The sequence below is a fragment of the Hallella absiana genome, from assembly GCF_025457485.1.
In the GTDB taxonomy this organism is placed as follows: domain Bacteria; phylum Bacteroidota; class Bacteroidia; order Bacteroidales; family Bacteroidaceae; genus Prevotella; species Prevotella absiana.
Window position 1 is genome coordinate 1 of the sequence record NZ_JAMXSP010000065.1, and the last position, 2,882, is coordinate 2,882.

Annotated in this window: 3 protein-coding genes; all 3 read left to right on the forward strand. The window is 48.2% G+C overall.

What is annotated here, in order from left to right; genetic code table 11:
• Positions 1-386 precede the first annotated feature (386 nt).
• The 3 genes from NG346_RS14250 to tnpC all read left to right on the forward strand — a co-directional run bounded on the left by NG346_RS14250 (position 387) and on the right by tnpC (position 2,815).
• Positions 387-734 (forward strand): hypothetical protein, encoded by a 348-nt coding sequence (locus NG346_RS14250; protein ID WP_262281236.1) that lies wholly within the window; start codon positions 387-389, stop codon positions 732-734.
• 6 nt (positions 735-740) lie between these two features.
• Entirely contained in the window at positions 741-1,094 is a 354-nt protein-coding gene (gene tnpB, locus NG346_RS14255; RefSeq protein WP_262288902.1) for an IS66 family insertion sequence element accessory protein TnpB, read from the forward strand.
• Between the two features lie 92 nt (positions 1,095-1,186).
• Positions 1,187-2,815, forward strand: coding sequence for an IS66 family transposase (tnpC, locus tag NG346_RS14260; RefSeq protein ID WP_262288903.1), 1,629 nt, complete (start codon positions 1,187-1,189; stop codon positions 2,813-2,815).
• Positions 2,816-2,882: the final 67 nt, after the last annotated feature.

Sequence of the window (2,882 nt, forward strand, 5' to 3'; positions counted from 1 at the left end):
TGAGAAGAATTAATATCTTAAACAGCGTCTTCGTATAGAATGGTCTGTAATCTTTCTCTTGTATATTATTCGGAGTACTCATACTTTCACGCTAAATTTTCGACAAAGGTACAAAAATTTATCGACCTGTACGGGTGGATTTCACTCATGAGTCAGTTAATTATTATTAATCGAGCACTCTATGTCAACAAGCAACAGGAAGGTAAAATTTGTGCAATCACTTGATAATTAACACATTCGTACGCTTTTATACCTTTAATTTAAGCTTACAGGATGGTAACTTACATAGGGGGGTATTATAAAGGTATATTGTAAGCGTCTCGGCATTACCGTATTTCAGCCTCGCTTAAAAGTCTGTACCTTTGCGCGCACAAATTATTATGAATATGGCAAGCAAAGACAAGTACAAGAGTCTCCTTGAACGGTACAAGCAGGCTCTCATCAAGAATCCCAAGCTGAACTTATCGGCTTATTGCCGGTTAAACTGCGTCAGCGTCTCCGGCATGCATCATTACATTGAGGACATCGGTCAGTCGGTCAAGTCCATCCGGGATGCTGTCCTGAAGGCTACCGAACATCAGGATTGCGAAGCGTTTGTCCCATTTACGGCTGACAGCCCACATTCCGACGTCGACCGTGCGGACGTCACGATCCAACTACCCAGCGGAACTTTGGTGTCGGTTTCCCATTGCGATGCCGGCATCATCACGGCAGTGTTGAACGCATTAAAATAACAGCCTATGTTCGGACTTTCAGAATCAACAGTGTATTACATGTGCCAACATCCGGTGGACATGCGCAAGGGCATCAACGGGCTGTACAAACTCGTGCGCTCAGAGATGAAGATGTCACCCCTTACTGGCAGTGTTTTCATCTTTTATGGCAAGAATCATCAGAGCATCAAGCTGCTTCGTTGGGACACCGATGGATTCGTTCTTTATCAGAAGCGCCTTGAGAAAGGCACCTTCGAGATACCCAAGTTCGACGAGGCCACTGGGGGCTACAGGATGCCCTGGAAGACGTTTTCTCTGATCATGCAGGGCGTTTCGCTCCGGTCTGCGAGATACCGCAAGAGATTTAAGATTGAAGTTTAGAATACATCTAACTATTTGATATACAGCAAAATAATCTATAAATAATCATCAAAACATGCTTGATTGTCAGATAAATTTAGTACCTTTGTACTATGACAAAGGACGAAATCATAGCATCGCTGATGGATCAGTTGAAGGACGCCAATGCGCGGATAACCGCTCTTACCGACAGGGTAAACGAGCTGTTGGCCCGTTTAACGGCCCTTACCGGCCTGGTAGCTGAACAGACCTCTGTCATAACATCCCTGGAAAAAGAATCCGGAAAGAAGGAGATGGAGCTTCAAAAAAGCAACAACAAGCTCAAAGGCGTAAGCAAACTTCTTGAGAAGGAGAGCGAGCAGCAGGTGGAGAAGCCGCAGCTTACAGACGAGGAAAAGAAAGTCCTTGATGAGGCCAGGAGCATCCGCCGGAAGGCCCGTGGCAACAACGGTGCCAAGAGAGACATCCATGAGGAGTGCGAGGTGGAATACAAGGACGTTTATCCGGATGACCCATCCTTCGACAAGCTCAAGGCACATCCACTGGAGAAGATGAAGGAGGACGGCACGCCGGACTATCAGTTCTGTACGAGATACGTCTATGTACCGGGGCACTTCAAGAAAGTAATCTACAGACTCCACCGCTTCACGCAGGACGGCAAGGTGTTTGAGCCAAAGACCCCACCGGCTGTATTTATGAACTCCAATTACACCTCGTCCTTTGTCGCCGGACTTCTTCAATTGCGCTATATGTATGCCATGCCAGTGGAGCGGATCATCCATTATTTTGAAGACCAGGGCTTCAACCTCAAGAAACCGACAGCCGGCTTCCTGTTGGGCAGGGCGGCGGAGACGTTGGAAAACTTCTACAAGGCCATACGCAAGGCGGTGCTCAGCGACGACTACATCGCTTCGGACGAGACCTACTTCAAGATACTTGTCCCGGAGAAGAACTCCAAGGGGAAGGGAGTGAAGAAAGGCTACTTCTGGGTCATTGTGGGCCAGAAGAGCGGACTGCTGTATGTCGTCTACCGAGACGGCTCGCGCGCCGGAGATGTCATCTACGATGAGCTCCACGGCTATCACGGCACCATGCACAGCGATGCGGCAAGCTTCTACAGAAAGATACAGGGCGACGATTTCCCCAATATAACAAGGATAGCCTGCCTGCAGCACATCAAGAGGAAGTTCATTGATTGCATGGACGCCGAGCCGGAAGCCAAGGAGATGGTCAAACTCATCAACAAGCTCTACCACGAAGAACACAAACACAAGATAGGAGAAAACAGTTGGACGGTGGAGGACAACTTCAGTTGGCGACAACAGTACGCCCCCGCCATACTGGCAGAGATAAAGGACAAGCTCGATGAAATACTGAAAAAGCCGAACCTGCTTCCAGGCAGCGAACTGTCCGAGGCCGCCAGCTACTTCAACAACGAATGGGAGGCGGTAGTCGACATCTTCAAGAGAGGCGACACCGCACTTGACAATAATCTCGTCGAACGGATGAATCGCTACTTCTCCATGTCCAGAAGGAGCTCACTCTTCTTCGGTTCTCATAAGGGAGCCGAAAGGGCAGCTGTGCTCTATACGCTCGCATTGTCTGCCAAGATGAACCATCTCAACATCTTTGAATACCTCACCGACATCCTTGACAAGACTGCCCAATGGCAACCCAATGCACCATTGGAGAATTATAGAAACCTATTGCCAGACCGTTGGCAACCTTCCACAAAAGACTAACAAAACTGGGCAAGCCTCCTCTCTTGATCAGTTTTTTGTGGCAATACGTGAATACCGATACGCTTAC